The 15,621-nt window shown below is 48.2% G+C and carries 12 protein-coding genes; 1 reads left to right on the top strand and 11 read right to left on the bottom strand.

Going from position 1 to position 15,621, the window contains the following annotated elements:
- Window positions 1-9: 9 nt before the first annotated feature.
- Window positions 10-1,233, top strand: coding sequence for an SGNH/GDSL hydrolase family protein (locus ACIFSR_RS23420; protein ID WP_339204228.1), 1,224 nt, complete (start codon window positions 10-12; stop codon window positions 1,231-1,233).
- Window positions 1,234-1,482: 249 nt separating this feature from the next.
- Here ACIFSR_RS23420 and ACIFSR_RS23415 read toward each other — a convergent pair whose 3' ends face one another.
- The 11 genes from ACIFSR_RS23415 to ACIFSR_RS23365 form a co-directional block, all read right to left on the bottom strand.
- Window positions 1,483-2,490, bottom strand: coding sequence for an endo-1,4-beta-xylanase (locus ACIFSR_RS23415; RefSeq protein WP_430060269.1), 1,008 nt, complete (start codon window positions 2,488-2,490; stop codon window positions 1,483-1,485).
- Between the two features lie 124 nt (window positions 2,491-2,614).
- A complete protein-coding gene (locus ACIFSR_RS23410) occupies window positions 2,615-4,129 on the bottom strand; it encodes a glycoside hydrolase family 43 protein (RefSeq protein ID WP_430060267.1) in 1,515 nt (504 codons plus the stop codon).
- 33 nt (window positions 4,130-4,162) lie between these two features.
- The gene (locus ACIFSR_RS23405) at window positions 4,163-5,692 is read right to left on the bottom strand and encodes a glycoside hydrolase family 43 protein (RefSeq protein WP_430060265.1); all 1,530 of its coding nucleotides are present in this window, start codon (window positions 5,690-5,692) and stop codon (window positions 4,163-4,165) included.
- A gap of 127 nt (window positions 5,693-5,819) precedes the next feature.
- Window positions 5,820-7,103: an endo-1,4-beta-xylanase gene (locus ACIFSR_RS23400; protein WP_430060263.1), complete on the bottom strand. Its 1,284-nt coding sequence runs from the start codon at window positions 7,101-7,103 to the stop codon at window positions 5,820-5,822.
- Between the two features lie 129 nt (window positions 7,104-7,232).
- Complete coding sequence (locus tag ACIFSR_RS23395) at window positions 7,233-8,183, bottom strand: carbohydrate ABC transporter permease (protein ID WP_339209718.1); 951 nt, start codon at window positions 8,181-8,183, stop codon at window positions 7,233-7,235.
- A gap of 16 nt (window positions 8,184-8,199) precedes the next feature.
- A complete protein-coding gene (locus ACIFSR_RS23390; RefSeq protein WP_339204233.1) occupies window positions 8,200-9,108 on the bottom strand; it encodes a carbohydrate ABC transporter permease in 909 nt (302 codons plus the stop codon).
- Entirely contained in the window at window positions 9,105-11,657 is a 2,553-nt protein-coding gene (locus tag ACIFSR_RS23385; RefSeq protein ID WP_430060261.1) for a DUF5696 domain-containing protein, read from the bottom strand. The genes ACIFSR_RS23390 and ACIFSR_RS23385 overlap by 4 nt, the downstream gene beginning before the upstream one ends.
- 17 nt (window positions 11,658-11,674) lie before the next feature.
- Window positions 11,675-12,301: a Yip1 family protein gene (locus ACIFSR_RS23380; protein WP_339204235.1), complete on the bottom strand. Its 627-nt coding sequence runs from the start codon at window positions 12,299-12,301 to the stop codon at window positions 11,675-11,677.
- Complete coding sequence (locus tag ACIFSR_RS23375) at window positions 12,294-13,751, bottom strand: hypothetical protein (RefSeq protein WP_339204236.1); 1,458 nt, start codon at window positions 13,749-13,751, stop codon at window positions 12,294-12,296. The genes ACIFSR_RS23380 and ACIFSR_RS23375 overlap by 8 nt, the downstream gene beginning before the upstream one ends.
- A 16-nt stretch (window positions 13,752-13,767) precedes the next feature.
- Window positions 13,768-14,631: a carbohydrate ABC transporter permease gene (locus ACIFSR_RS23370; RefSeq protein WP_339204237.1), complete on the bottom strand. Its 864-nt coding sequence runs from the start codon at window positions 14,629-14,631 to the stop codon at window positions 13,768-13,770.
- Window positions 14,632-14,645: 14 nt separating this feature from the next.
- Window positions 14,646-15,602: a carbohydrate ABC transporter permease gene (locus ACIFSR_RS23365; protein ID WP_339204238.1), complete on the bottom strand. Its 957-nt coding sequence runs from the start codon at window positions 15,600-15,602 to the stop codon at window positions 14,646-14,648.
- Between the last annotated feature and the right edge of the window lie 19 nt (window positions 15,603-15,621).

Genomic DNA, 15,621 nt, shown 5'->3' with positions numbered 1-15,621 from the left:
GGAATCACAATGACAGATGGTCTATCCTTGAACGCAACTGAGAAGCTCGTTGATGTTAACTCGGAGGCTTATCATGAGATGATCGCCCAATCGCTGCTTGACAAAGGCAACAATAAGCGATTGAAAGCCGCCATTGAAAAGGCTAAGAGAGGCGATAACGTTACGATTGCTTTTATTGGCGGCTCCATTACTCATGGAGCTGGAGCAGACCCGCTCCATACGTCCTGTTACGCTCACCAAACATATGCCGCTTTTAAAGAGATGTTTGGTAAGGACGGAGGTAATCAGATTCGGTTTATTAAAGCTGGCTTAGGCGGTACGCCTTCTGAACTGGGCATGATTCGCTATGAGCGAGATGTGCTGAGAAACGGAACGGTTCAGCCGGACATCGTCGTCGTGGAGTTTGCTGTCAATGACGCTGACGACGAGACGAAAGGGATTTGCTACGAAAGTCTCGTACTGAAAATTCTGACCGCCGCCAATTTACCTGCCGTCATTCTGCTGTTCAGCGTGTTCGAAAACGATTGGAATCTGCAGGAACAACTTTCTCCTGTAGGCTATCATTATGATCTTCCCATGGTAAGCGTAAAGGATGCGGTTACAAAACAATTTCAAAAGTCGAAGGACGAAGGCAACGTCATTTCCAAGTCACAATTTTTTAGCGACATCTATCATCCGACCAATATGGGACATCTCATCATGGCCGACTGCTTGCGCTCACTATTCATGGAGACCGATCGTTGCGCACCTAATCAAGAGGAAATCGTCCTCGACAAACCACCGATGTTCGGCAACGATTTCGCCGAAGTTCGTTTGCTTGATAGGGACAATGGTACTAGTGTAGCAAAGATTACGGAAGGCAGTTTCTACGCATCCGATACCGAACTCCAATTCGCGGAGATGGATGATCATCCATACGGCACAGCCCAATTCCCCGACAACTGGATGCATACATCTGAATCCGGCAGCGACAGCTTCACGATGACGATTCACTGCAAAAGCCTGCTTCTCATTCATAAAAATTCCGGAAGCAACGACTTCGGAAACGCCGATATTTGGGTTGACGGCAAGCTTGTGAAGGTGGCGGAATCCCAAACTGTCAAGTGGACACGTTGCCACGCCCTCATTTTATTTCGGGAGCAGCAATCGAAAGAGCATACCGTGGAAATCAGAATGGCGTCAGAGCATGAGAGCAAACGATTTACAATTCTTGGTTTCGGTTTCACACAATAGTCACTCGCAGCTCATTTTGCATTGAGAATTTCTTATTACTGATCTTTTCACCTGCTTATTCAAAAAAGCATATTTAGGGAATCGCCTACATCATATAAGCGACATTTCTATATATAATAAATGACCATACAACATGAAAGCCCTTCTAGCCCTGGTATAACCAGGCAGAAGGGCTTTCATGTTGTAGCTAATTGCATGATCACCTAAGCAAAGAAAGCTTTACGATATTCTTGCTTTTAAACGTTTCTGCTATCTGCTGACCAACTTGTGGTACGATCCTTTCGGCAGTTGTTCCTTGTCGAACAGCAATGGCCAATTTTTGCGCCCTCTGACTGGGAAGTTGTCCAACCAAGTATTATCGTCCGCGGCCCCCCAGAACGTCACGCTCGTCAGCACATTGCTATATTCGCAGAACAGCTGGAATAACTGGGAATACCTATCCTCCTGAAGACTCATCATCTCGGAAGTAGGCGATATCAGATCGGTTCGTTTATCTTCGAACTCGAACACCGACACGTCCATCTCCGTGATATGCAGTTTGAGCCCCAGCGAAGCGTAACGTTCAATTGCCGTTCGGATATCGTGCAGTGACGGATGGGATAGATTCCAATGCGCTTGAAGTCCGATACCATGAATTGGCACGCCCTTCTCCTTCAGAGATTTTACCAGTCTATAAATTTTTTCCCTCTTCTCAGGTACGGACTCGTTATAATCGTTATAGAACAACAGCGCTTCGGGATCGGCTTCGTGCGCATATTCGAACGCCTTGGAAATGAATTCCTCACCGACGATGTCAAACCATTTGGACGAACGCAGTTGTTCTTCGCTACTATCAGATACGGCTTCATTCACGACATCCCATGCATAAATTTGACCCTTATAACGCCCAACCACTGTATTGATGTGGGCTTTCATTCGCTCCAACAGCGTATCGCGATCAACTAGACCTCCAGTTTCATTCTCGAACACCCAAGCAGGCGTTTGATTATGCCAGACGAGCGTATGCCCTCTTACTTGCATTCCGTTTACTTTCGCGAAATTCATTATTCGATCCGCATCCTCGAAAGTATATTGGTGTTCTGCAGGATGCAAACGCTCGAACTTCATCTCATTTTCAGCCGTTAAACTATTGAAATGATAAGCCAGCAACTCGCGTTGTGTGACCAGTGTCTTCATATTTACAGCTGCACCAATTAAAAACTGCTGACTAAACGATTTATGAAGTTTTAAAGATCCTTCATATCGGGAATTGTCCATTTCTCCGATCGCTCCCTCTTCATGTTTAGGTTGACTTTAGACATAATATGATTACCAATTTAGTAGAATATAGCTTTTTCCAGGTAATATGGGAAAAGCTTTTATTGTTCGTATGGATAATTTGTTACTTTGATTCATAATCGAACCAGTCAAAATGGGCAAGCGACTTCGATTTGGCGCCATTTCCGGTCGCATACAAGGCAAAGAGCACGCCAGTAAATCCGCCAGCCACTTCCGTCGCAAGAAGAGAGGTCTCTCCATGACCGAACCAGAATGGTTCTCCGTTGCCATCAGAAAATCCGAAAGCATACAGGTCGCGATTTGCGCTCACATGAAGCACGATAGAATCGAACGGCCACGGCGCCTCGTTCTCGATCTTCCACAAGCTGCCAAGCTTTCTACGGAAAATTACTTTGCACACGCCAGCAATACGAGTCACAGCAATCTCATAATGGAAGCGATCGTTCATATAAACGGTAATGCCCGCTTCCTCTCCGTCACGCTGAGGTGCAAATTCCATATGCGTAGACACGCTGCAATCGAAATGCTGTTGTCTTCTCGCTAGAAATGCAGGCGCTCCGATTTCATTCAACGTCGTCTCGTTGCCCTGCAGCGTTAGACAACTATCCTTCTCGCTAAGAGACCAGTTATCCGGGTTGGGTGAACGCATAAAATTCCAATACGGAGCAAGCGCCGCCGCATCGAAGTTGTCCCGAACTGGGGCAGCGGCTACAGGCAGCAGCGGAAGATTGCCTGCCGGCATCGTCTCGCTGACCGTTCCGTTATCGCCAATGATCGGCCAACACTCTTCCGTCCATGTGACGGGAGAAAGAAACGTCTCTCTGCCGAGATGGTGTTTATTCGGATAGCCATGCGGCCTGATGCCAAGAAATACAGCCCACCAGTCTCCGTCCGGCGTTTGAACGAGGTCTGCGTGTCCCGTTGCATGAATCGTTTTCGACTGGCTGCGATGGGTTAAGATTGGATTGTGCGGACAGCTTGCGAAAGGTCCATTCGGACGTTCGCTTCTAGCGATCGTTTCCATATGGCCGTATTCGGTGCCGCCTTCGGCAATCATTAAATAGTACCAACTGCCGACACGATAAATATGCGGTGCTTCCGGGTACTGGCCTCCTGTTCCCGTCCAGAGGAAAGCAGGATCAGTCAGCCTTTTGCCGGTTTTCGGATCAATCTTGCTTTGATAGATGCCAGGCCCATGATCCCCGTGAGCAGAGGAAGTGAAATATAATGTTCCATCCTCATCGAAGAACAAGTCTGGGTCTATGCCGGGATGGTCGACGAATATCGGATTCGACCATTCCCCGCGCGGATCATTCGTATGTACAAAGAAGTTACCGCCGGCGGTAACGTTCGTCGTCACCATATAGAACGTTCCGTTATGCTCGCGGATCGTCGGCGCGAATATGCCTCCGGAGCTAGGTGCACGGCTTAGATCGAGCTGCTCGGTCCTTGTCAGAACGTGGCCGAGCTGCGTCCAATTCACAAGATCCTTGCTGTGGAACAGCGGAACACCCGGAAAATATTCGAAGGAACTCGTTACGAGATAATAATCATCGCCAAAGCGACAGACGCTTGGGTCCGGATGAAAACCGCTTATAACCGGATTGTTATAATTCATGCAAGCGCACTCTCCTTATCGTTGCGAAATTAGTTAAATCAGACCCACATAGCGGAAGTAATCGAAATCAACGAAACCGCCAGCTTGCTTCGTGGCGTAATTGTACAGCCCGAATCGGTATCCCATAAAATGCTCTAGCCTGTATTGCATATGAAACGGATCTCCGATCACAACCCAATTCACTCCGTCCGTGGAATAGCGGAACCAGGCAATATCCTCGCAATCGCCATTATCGAACTGGCACTCTATTTGCAAATAGATTTGGTCGCCCTCATACTTTACGCGTTCAACTGTGATTTCGCCTTGACCGTCGTCCACTCTGCCATTGACGCACATTGCTACGTAAAAGTCGCCGTTGTCATCGACCTGAATACCGACCGAGCCGAAAGCATATTGCAGCGACACTAACCCTGCACGGTCGCCCGGTTTCATAGCCTTGATGTCCATAACCGTTGTACCGACACATGCCGGACCTTCTGTACGCTGTGTTAACGTATTGCGGGCAAATTCTACGCTATTCGTGATATGTCCCGTCGTTAGGCGCAAGCAGCCCGGTCGCTCCGTTACCGACCATTTACCATTATCAGGATTATGATTCCATTGCCAATGAAGCGCTAGACGATTCTCCCCGTAATCAAACTCATCACTGATGACAAGCGGCTTTGTCTCCGAGCTGGGCAGCTTCACTTCGAGAGTCTTTGGCGCTTTGCCCTGTTGCCCCAGAACTGGCCAATCATAATCCCAAACGACCGGCAGAACGCATGGAATACGGCCAACGGCCCCGTGATCCTGGAACAGTACCGCATACCAATCCCCTTCTGACGTATCAAAAATGCCACCTTGTGCGATGCCATTGTTCCGATAATCCATTTGATCATCGAGTACTAGCTTGTGCTCGTATGGACCGAGCAGATCACGTGAACGATAGCATAGCTGTCTGCGGCGCTTATTACCTGCATTTGGCCAATCGATGAAGAATAAATAATAATAACCATTGATTTTGTAGGCATGGCAGCCCTCGGCACGAAGCATAATTCCGTCTCGTTCCGTCTCGAGCAGCAATTGATTGATGCCGTCCGGCTTCAGAGCAGTTGCATTCTCAGACAGCTCTGTAATCCGAATATCGCCATTGCCGTGGAAGACGAACACACGGCCATCATCGTCGAACAGCATGCTCGGATCATGGTGAAGTCCTTGAATAACGCTTCGTTCCCATTTCCCGTTCTCGATATCCTCAGTCGTATACACATAGAACTGATTCGTATCCAGACTCGAGAAACACACATAAAAGATACCGTCGCGATAGCGTAAGCTGGCAGCCCATGATCCCTTGCCGTAAATGCCTTTACCGTCAAGCAAATTGTGCGCGTCATTATCCTCGAACGTTTCGTACACGTAATTAACAAGCTCCCAATTCTGCAGGTTTTCGGACTTCATAATCGGACAGCCTGGCATCGAATGCATGCTTGTGCTGACCATATAGAAGGTCGATCCTACACGGATCACGCTCGGATCCGGAACGTCCGCCCAGATGACCGGGTTCGTTATTGTCGTTTTGTTCATCGCTAGCTCCTCCTAGTAGGGCTGGATTAGTCCATCATCCAACCAGTCTAGCCTGTATGCACCTCGGCAACAACCCGTCTATCTATAGGTTTTCCTACACAAATTATAGGCGGTACTTTTTATACTTTTATGGTCGTACTTGCCCAGATGGATCGACGACTGCCCAGAATGCCGGCTTCGCGTGGAGCTGCTTGTCGAACAGGAATGGCGCGTTGGTACGCGTCACCGGAAAGCTGTTCAACCACGTATGGTCGTCCGCGATGCCCCAGAATAGGACGCCGCTAAGAATGTCCTTATTGTTTCTGAAAGCCTCAAACAGCTCGCGATATCTATCCGCCTGCTTCTGCAGCAGATCAACCGGTATATCGCTGCCAACATCGCTGCGATCGTTCCATGCGTAGAGACTCATATCCAGCTCGGTAACGAGATTATCAAGACCTAGCTCAGCAAACTTCTTCATCGATTCGATAATAGAATTCACCGTCGGCCCGAATAGGTCGATATGGGTCTGATGACCGACACCATCGATCGGTACGCCTTTATCCAGCATTTCCTTCACAAGCTCATACAATCGGTCTCGCTTCGCCGGATTGTCCGTTCCGTAATCATTAATGTATAGCTTTGCCTCGGCTCCACCCGCTTCGCGTGCCGCTCGGAATGCCGTCTCGATAAAGTCTGTACCCGTTATTTTATACCATTCGCTAGCTCGCATCCCGTCCGGATCGGCTGGCTCTATTACTTCATTGACAACGTCCCATGATTGGATATCGTCCTTGTATCGTTCGACAATTGTGCGGACATGCGTATCGACTCGCTGCAGCAGCAGCTTTTTGTTCGCTTCGCGCTTAGCCGCGTCTGTCTCCTCAACCATTGGCTTGCCCTCCGCATCCTTAAAGAACCAAGCGCCGACCTGACTATGCCAAAGCAAGGTATGGAAGCGCACCTCCATGTTGTTTTCTTTCGCGAACGCTACGATTCGATCCGCATTCCCCCAATTGAATTTACCTTCCGTAGGTTGAATCGCATCGGGCTTCATCACGTTCTCCGCAACAAGCCAATTCACGTGCTTCTTGAGCATCTCTGCCTTTAGGCCCTCCATCTGGGCCGGCTCGATGGCAGCTCCGATCTTGAAGTAATCAGCGAATGTCTCCGCAAGCGATGGAATATCCTGCTCGACCGATGGATCCGGCGTCGGAGTTGGCTTCAATGTTGGAGCCGGAGTCGCTTCAATCGTGCTTGTAGGCTGGCCATCTTCAGTATTGACGCTGCCAGCAGGTGCTTCCGTCTGAAGCGCAGCCGTTTCATTCACTGATTCCGCTTGATGCTTATTGAGAATAAGCACAGCAACAACCGCAATTAAGGTGACAGCAGCTACAATGCTGTATATTAGCTTGTTTCTTTTTTGACTCAATTCGTTTGCCCACCTTTCATTCGTAATCTTGTTTTGCACACCAAACCTCTAAGCAGCAATAAGCGCCCTGCGGGCAGCTGACCGAAGTAGCTGGCCCCCCAAGGCGCTATACATGCGTCAGTACGTTTCTTAACCGACGATTCCAGTACGCTCGATACTTTCGACGAAGTATCTTTGAACGAACAAATAAAGAATAACGAGCGGCAGAATCGCAAGCAAAATACCGGTATCCTGCACCATGCTCATGAAGAACGGGTCTTTGTTGGTCGTTGCGCCGCCTTCTAGCAAAATTTGCAAGTTGTAAGGAAGGGACGACAACTGCGTGGACATCACTTTGCTCGACGTCAGATAGGTTGTCGTGAAGAAACTATCATTCCACTGCCACACAAAGGAGAAGAGCAATACGGTAACAATGGACGGAATCGCATTCGGCAGCATGATGCGAAGGAACGTCGAGCCAACGCCCGCCCCGTCGATGTACGCCGCTTCCTCCACCTCCTTCGGAATACCACGGAAAAACTGCCGGAAGATGAAGATGTACAGCCCCGCCTTCAACGAATTCGCCGTAAGGGAAGTTAGAATAAACGGCCAGTAAGAATTAAGCAGATTCAAGGACTTTCCGCCGGTTAGCAGCGGGATCACGCCTAGCAGCGTAAAGTCCTTCAAGTTCATATAGATCGGAATTAGGATGGTCGTAGGCGGAACCAAGATGGTTAATATAACGCCAGCGAACAGCAGATTGCTTCCTTTGAACTTTAACCTGGCGAACGCATAACCTGCGAACGCACAGGATGCGGCGGTCATGATCGTCGTCATGCTAGATAGAACAAATGTATTTGCCAGCGTTTCCCAATAATCCATAATGGAGATCGCTTGCTTGAAATTGTCGAGCGTAAAGTGCTCTGGAATAAACACGACGATCGGCGAATACAGATCCGCCTTGTCTTTGATCGCCGTCGAAATTTTTTGAATAATGGGATACAAGATAACGAACGACAATCCGATGATCAGCACGAGCCGAACGATCGTCCACAGCCCTCGCTTCCAGCTTTCCAACGATAACAATCGGGCCAATATCAACGTTTTCACTCTCCTTCTATTCCTGGTAGAAGACCCGCTTGGATATGAAGTATGCACTAACTAATAGAATGATCATGATGACCAGGAAGTAGATCCACGCCATCGCCGAGCTAAGCCCGAAATTAAAGGTGGTAAAGCCGGTTTCTTTGATTAGCGTCGTCATGTTGTTCCTGGAGAAAGAGTCGATAATCGTATAAATGACATTTACGAGTATGAGCGGACTGACCATCGGAAACGTAATTTTCCAGAATGCCTCATACCCCGTTGCCCCTTCGATTTTGGAGGCCTCATACAGCTGCGGCGAGATGGTCTGAATCCCAGCTAGGAAAATAAGAATTTGCACGCCGGATTGACTGACGATTTGATAAATCCTTTGGACAGCATCCATCAGGTACAAAACAATATCTTCATTGACTCCGGATCTCAACATGATGTTCGCCAACTCTATCGTGCCGCTCGAGAATACGCCCCCGTTCGCATTTTGTTCATTGATCGCTTGCACCAGACTTGATGCCTCCAAAGTCGCAATGACGCCGGAAGCAAGTATAACTGGAAGGAAAAAGATCGATCTTGCCAGTGCTCTCCCGACGAACTTTTGATTCAGCAGCACAGCCAGAAACAAGCTGAAAATAACGATAAGCGGAACGTTTACGACCATATTAACGACCGATTCCGTTAATATTCGATTAAAGCTCGTATTGACCGTGAGCGCTTCAATATAGTTCGCGAATCCGATATATTTCATTGTCATCCCGTTCGCATTGGCCTTAATCGAGCTTAAGCTGTATTGCAGTGAAGTCAATAAAGGAATAAAAAAGAAAAATAGAAATCCAAGCAGCCATGGCAGCACGTAGAGAAAGCCCCACAAAGCCTTCTGCTCGTTGTACGTTCTTGATCTGAATACCAGCTTCGTTATCGTTTTCAAGATTGCTCACCACCCGTCACATAGCCCTCGGCTTCTATCGTTATCCCGTTTATTGTTGTATTCGTCGCATTGTAGTTAACGATGACGTACGTCCCGCTTTCATATACGGTTTTGAACAGGCCTTCGGCTAGCTTCTCGTGCGCAACGATACGCTCATTCTGAACTTTACTCAGTACACCGTTCACTTCAGCATATATGGATGCAGCCTGCTCCAGCCACTGCTCGTAATTGACGGCATATAGATTGCTGAATTCAGTATCCTTAACCTTATAATTCGGCGCGTGGATCCATTCGAAGTATACGCCGGAGCCGTACTCGAGACATTTCAGAATATATTGTCTTACATTCGTGTAGCTGGTCAAATTATAAGGCGAACCTGTGTAATTGATATTTCCGCGAATCACCATTTGGAAAAATGGAATTTCTTGATCCTCGAGCTTATAGCGACTATTCGTTAAAGGCGCGTTTGTAATATCTGATAAGTAAGGCAGTGTGTAAGCATTGCCGCCCTCGGCCAAAATATTCAAGTTTGCTTCACGAATTTTGTTCAACGCCTGAGTAGAAATATCTTCCGACTCTGTACGGTCGATTTGTTTGTTTTTGCGGAAATCGCTATTCAACTTGTCTCCCATATCACGAAGCGAAATCCCGTCCGTATTGAAACCTTCCATGTCCTTTAGAATGGCATCCACGTAAGTACCGACACGCCTCGGCGATACGACATAGGATGGGGACTTCGAGCGGTCTCGTCGCCCTAGCGCAAGGTCAAGAGGATAGAATGACGAAGGTACGCCACGCAGAGAACGCGATGCTTCCTCCTTCTCGTCGAATCCCTTCCCCGTATGCGCGGTTAGAATTGCTACGTCAGGATAAAGTTCTACGCCCTGCTCCTTCGCGAACAACGCCAAGCTGCGCAAGCCTTTTGCACCGCCAATCGCATTGTCTACCGACAGGTCATCGGGTACTTTATGATCGAGTCCGCCGTTGAACCAACCGGCATATCGAAGCTTAATATTGGCGATGCCGAGCTTCTTCATTTCGCTAATCATTTCCTGCGTCTGCTTGAAAGTGGTAAGCGGCTCGAGCGTCATGTACGGGACGCCGACGAAATGCTTCTGTTTCGCAATGCTTCCCACGACCTGAACGTAGAACGGAAGCTCACTATCCCCGCTCCCCTTCTTCGGAGCCGGTAATCCGTCCTGGCGCTCCAAATATTGACGATAATACTCGGCCATGCCCTGATACGATGCTGACTCACCCGTAAGGAAGGCATAACGCACCGTAAAATCACTTTTCATCGGTTGTTCTTGGAATTTCGGCAATGTTCGCTCCGATCCGTTCGCCTGGAGCGTAAGCTCCCCTTTGTTCGTAACGTTGAAGGTCGGATAAACATAATTGTAGCTGTTCAATTTGCCGCTGATATCCGCATTGATCGTCGCAACAGGCGCGCCTTCTTCGATAATGCCAAGAAATGCGTTGCCGTCCCTGATCATACCGAAAACCGGCAGCCTAACGGTTTGTTCGTTAACAGCGTTCTCGACCCTCTCCATTGCCTGGTCATTACCGTATACCGCCTGCTGGTACGCAGGGTACTTCGTCTTGCCGTTATTGAACGAGATGAGAGCCCCGGAGCCGTCCGGAACGAAGATCGAGCCTTTCTCCTTACTCCCCGCTGCGCCAAAGAAGCTTAGCATTGAAACGTTGCTGACCGGATACTCGCTAGGAGACTGAATTTCCTGTGATGGCACCCTAACAACAAGACAGTCCGCATCGAGTTTATACTCAATGGAAGCGAGGAAAATTCTCGGTGCAGGCGAATCTTGCGAAAAATTCAGTTCAGCCATATCCTTCTCCAGATCCTCTTGCGTATAGCCGGCATCCTCGAATGCTTTGAACGCACGATCAAGCTGAAGACCGTTCAGCGCTTGGTCATTCCGAGCATAGACCGCTTTATCTTCATTTTTTGTATACCCAATACGCAAAGCACGTTGACCTGCCTTATCCAGCTTGCCCGACAACTCATCAAAACGAGTCATACTTAACATGAGAGGCAGATCCATGGCAGATCTCTCGGCTTTACCGAATTTATAGGTTACTTTGACTCCGCTATCAATCGTTTCATATTTAACCTGTTCGTACAAGGCGCTGTCCAGGAACGTATTAATCGAATTGACCTGTCCGAAGCTGTTATAGTAATCTATTTTCAATTGCGAGGACAGCAAACCCTTATTCACCCCGGTTGCGACAGGATCAGCCTCCGCTTCGAGGGGATTGCTATGCCATACTTCGCCTCCGCTTTTGTTAAGCACGGCAATAGCGCCCGTCTCCTCGTTGATGAACAGCCTAAGCCGCTCATTCTCGGCGATTCCCTTCATATCGGCAAGACGCGCATCCGTGAACGAAGCGTTAAGCGCCTTTCCTTGCACGAATGCCGCCTCTAGCTGCTGCGCGTCTTCCGCTTGGTTTGCGGTACCCGAGCTGGAACAGCCGGCGACCAGCAGTCCGGTTGCGAGAAACGCGGACAAGATGGCATTTCTGGCCATACGCATCTAACGTTCCTCCTTTCCTAATTCCTCAAGGTGATTTCTTGATATAAGATCGTGATGAAGGTAATAATTTGTTGAATCAAGCTAAAAAACAATAAGCAGAGAAACGCCATGAACCCAATGGCAATCAGCGAGAGCATAATCGTTACGATTGTTTTGCTTGGTGTGAATTGATGAACGGTCATATTTCCAACGAACAGAAGATATACCGACCATAGAACGGCAAAGCTGTTGCAAAAATAATAAAACGTTGTCTCTTGCATGGAAATGACATTGCTAAGCCAAATCCACGGGAAGTTGACAATAACCAAAGGCAGTAGTGCGAAGCAGGTGGATGTGAAGATATCCACGAATTTACCTTCACCATCCATTAGAGTTGTAAGCGACCAATTCGCTACACACCAGAATAAGACTGGTACGAGAACATAAGTGATCTCCATTAAGCTGTTCATGTATTCAGGATTGTAGATGTTAACTAGAAACCCGCTGTACTGACTGCTTAGTACGTTAGTCAAGATAAGCATCAGCAGAATCCCGAACGACAAGATCAAGTTCAGCTTCTTGTTCTGTTCGTATTTCAGCTCCCAATAACCGTTAAAGGGATGCATGATAACATAAAATGGAAATGTAATGTACTCTTTATTCAAACGAAACGCCCCTCTTTCTAGCCTGCTTTTTCCGGTAGATCCTTACGGTCAGGGTAACGGCGGCTAATCCGATGACAACCGTCATAACGGTGCTGAAGTTTGCTCTTAGCACTTCCTTGCGGTAAAGGAGAAACGCCTTGGAATAGTTGGGTTGATCAAGGCTTTGCTTGAAGTAACGCATCGCATCATTGTAGTCGCCCTGCCTCAGAATCGCCTTGCCGATGCCGGAATAAGCGAAATCCAAATTCGTGTTCATATTAATAGTCTGCTCATAGAGCTGAAGCGCCTTGTCTTCCTCGCCCCGGTAATAGCTTCTGACGGCTTCATTCAACGTCCGGCCGTACTCCGTCGTCTGGAACAACGTCATTTCGCCGAACGCCTTGTCCAGAACGAGGAAATCGTCCCCAACCCGTTCAATGGCAACCGGCGTGTTGAACTCGCCAATCCGATTGCCCATGCCTCCGAACACGTACATGAATTGCCCGTCTCCGTTATAAGTGAAAATCCGACCTCTCTTCGAATCAAGAACCGAATAGATTTCACTGTCCGTAATATCGACGTCTATAAGTCTGGAAGGTCCAAGATCGTTCGTAAAGTTTATATCACCCTGCGGTTTGTAAAAACCGGTTCTTCGCAAAATATCATTGCCTTGGGCGTTCAGCTTACGAATGGTGTCACCCGAATCTCCGCTAGTTGCGTAAATGAAGCCTTCGTCATTAATGTCCATATTGGTAAACTCCGTTGGCGTGAACATCACCATTTGGCTGCGCTGCGCCTTCGTCGATAGCCGCTTCCAGAACAGCTCCACTGGATCTACCCAGACACGGTTCGCGCCGATGTAAGAAGTGAACGCACCCTCCGCGCTAAATTCCATCAGCCCGTCGAACACACCTATCGCCATGACATAGATGCGCTGCGCTTTATCCATGACGACCCGCACCGGTTGAAAATTGAAGTTGACCGGCAGCAGATCGGATTCAGGCTTTTCTACGATTTGCGCCAAACGGCCTTTCTCATCCAAATGAACGACCCGCTTGTTTCCTGTATCGGCGATCAGCACATGCTTCTGCTCGGTTACGAAGATACCTTGAGGATTCAGAAATGTATCGGTTACTCCGGCGTTATCGAAGGTGTCGATGATGGCCTTCTGATGATAATTGATGTCCAAAACGACAATCCGATTATTGCCGGAATCAAGTACATATATTTCATTGTCCGCCGTCACGTGCAGATCACTTGGATCTTTAAACGCACCTACACCAAGCGAAGTGCCGGTCATTAGAGTCGTCGCTTCATAAGCGGGAGGAGATACGACAGTCTCTCCCCAGACGGAATAGTTGTAAGAATCGCCACTCGCAGCAGAAGCAAGCGTTCCTCCCGTGCTTATGCCAATTAAGCAGCATATGGCCGCAAGGAGATAAGCTCTTCGTTTGTTTTTACTCTTCAACATCGTGCAAGTCTCCCTTCTACTCTTTCATCCCGGAAGTCGCCATCGTCTGAATGACGCTGCTCTGGGAGATAACAAAGAGCGTGATCGGAACAACCATCAAGATGAGCGCGACGGCCGCTCCGACGCCCGCGCGCGCGATTCCACCTAGCGTAATCTGTCCCAGTGCGTAATGAAGCGTCTTCAGGTTCTCACTGTAGATGAAGCTGCCTCCGTCTGTTCCCCATAGCATAGGAAACTGCAAAATCATAAGCGTGAGCCACGCTGGCTTCACGTTCGGCATCACAATGCTCCAATAGATCCGGTACTCGCTCGCTCCATCAATCTTGGCGGCTTCCAGCAAAGCCGTCGGAAGCTGCTCCATGAATTGCTTCATTAGAAATAGGCCTAATGGAAAAGCGAGCGATGGAACGATAATTGATGCATGCGTATTGATCCAGCCGAGCCAAGACATGACCATATAGTTTGGAATCGCTGTGACGTGACCCGAGAACATCAGCGACAGAACGACGATCGAGAAGAGCGTCTTCGAACCGAGGAACTGATATTTAGCCAGCGGATACGCCGCAGCGGAAGCCAGCAAAATATGTCCTACCGTTCCGATGAGAGTAATGAGCAGAGTATTGGCAATATAACGCGACAACGGCACCCATGAATTGCCCATCAAGGCAACTAGGTCATAGAAATTGTCCAATGTTGGATTATTCACAAAGAATCGCGGTGGGAATATAAATAATTCGTCCAGCGGCTTGAAGGCGTTGTTCACTGCATAAAGCAGAGGCAGCACCATAAAAGCTCCGAACACGGCGAGAAACGCGAACAAGATGAAGCTAACCGTAAACGAACGGTTCAGACGCTTCGTCGTCCGAAATACGGTCATCATTTTAACGACCAACGTTACTCACCTACCTTTCTGAGCAGTTTTTGCGTCAATTTGTTAGTCCCGATCATAATACCGAACAAAACGGTCGCAATCGCCGAGGCATAACCCATCTCGAATCGAATCGTGCCGTAATCCATCAGGTGGGTTACAATCGTGTGCGCCGCATAGTTGACGCTCGGGAAACCCGCGAGCGCGATCGTAATATCGGCCACCGCGAGAGATCCCGTAATTTGCAAAACGGCGCCGAACAGCAACTGCGGCCTCATCGAAGGCAGCGTAATGAACCATAGCTCCTGCCAGCGGTTTTTTATTCCGTCCACGACACCCGCTTCTATCAGCGTCCGATCAATCGTTTGCAGTCCTGCTATAAAGGCAAGGAAGCTTGTGCCTAAGCTGAGCCATAGCTGCACGATCATGACAATCATAAGAATGTATTTTTCATTAGTCAGCCATTGGATCGGCTCCAGAATAAATCCGAATTTAATCAGGAATCCGTTCAAATAACCATAGCGGTCGCCCGAAAATACAATCAGCCAGATAAAAAACACGTTTCCAGAAATCGCCGGCGCATAGAAGATCAAAGTCATAACCGCCCGTATCTTAGGCGACAGCTCGTTAATAACCCACGCAAAGAAAAAGCAGGCGATATAGCTGACCGGACCGGTAATGATTGCGAAGATGAATGTGTTCTTCAATGCAATCATGAAGATGTCGTCATTCAGAAATAATCTAGAGTAGTTCTGCCATCCGACAAACCGCGGAAATTCGAGCATGTTGAAGTAAAAAAAGCTAAGTATGAGCGAGAATACGACCGGAATGACCGTAAAGGTAAAGAAAATAAGCATGTATGGGCTCATCAGAAGGTAATAATGCTTATTTTTTTTCAGTTCCGTCCATACATGGGACAACTTCGATTTTTTCTTCGGATGGATAAGATTAGATACGGCTTGACTGGTTGTTTCGGCTTGCAATGAACTCCACCCCCAAACA

Origin of the sequence: Paenibacillus sp. NRS-1760, from assembly GCF_050467785.1 — a bacterium.
GTDB lineage: Bacteria > Bacillota > Bacilli > Paenibacillales > Paenibacillaceae > Pristimantibacillus.
The sequence above is the reverse complement of the archived record's forward strand: the minus strand, read 5'-3'. Positions and strand labels throughout refer to the sequence as shown.